We start from the raw sequence: 354 nt of genomic DNA, 5'->3' as shown, positions 1-354 counted from the left end.
ATATGAGGCCGGCGGCATCGCCAAGGATGGAGCAAAACTCGTCACCGCCGTCGCCACGGCGAGCGTGCCCAAGGTTACCATCCTCATCGGCGGCAGTTTTGGCGCGGGCAATTACGGCATGGGTGGCCGCGCCTATCGCCCCAGATTCCTCTTCGCCTGGCCGAACAGCCGCATCAGCGTCATGGGCGGCGAACAGGCCGCGTCGGTTCTCGCCACCATCAAACGGGACGGTATGGAAGCCAAGGGCGAGACATGGTCCGCCGAAGACGAGGACGCGTTCAAGAGCCCGATCCGGGAGAAATACGAGACGGAGGGCAACCCGTATTTTGCCACGGCGCGACTGTGGGACGATGG

Annotated in this window: 1 protein-coding gene; it reads left to right on the top strand. The window is 63.8% G+C overall.

The window, feature by feature from the left end; translation table 11 throughout:
• The coding region (locus AC1D0P_RS32665; protein WP_477680512.1) for a carboxyl transferase domain-containing protein at positions 1-354 on the top strand (354 nt) is incomplete at both ends.

It is taken from the genome of Polaromonas sp. P1_G2 (genome assembly GCF_056405515.1).
The sequence above is the reverse complement of the archived record's forward strand: the minus strand, read 5'-3'. Positions and strand labels throughout refer to the sequence as shown.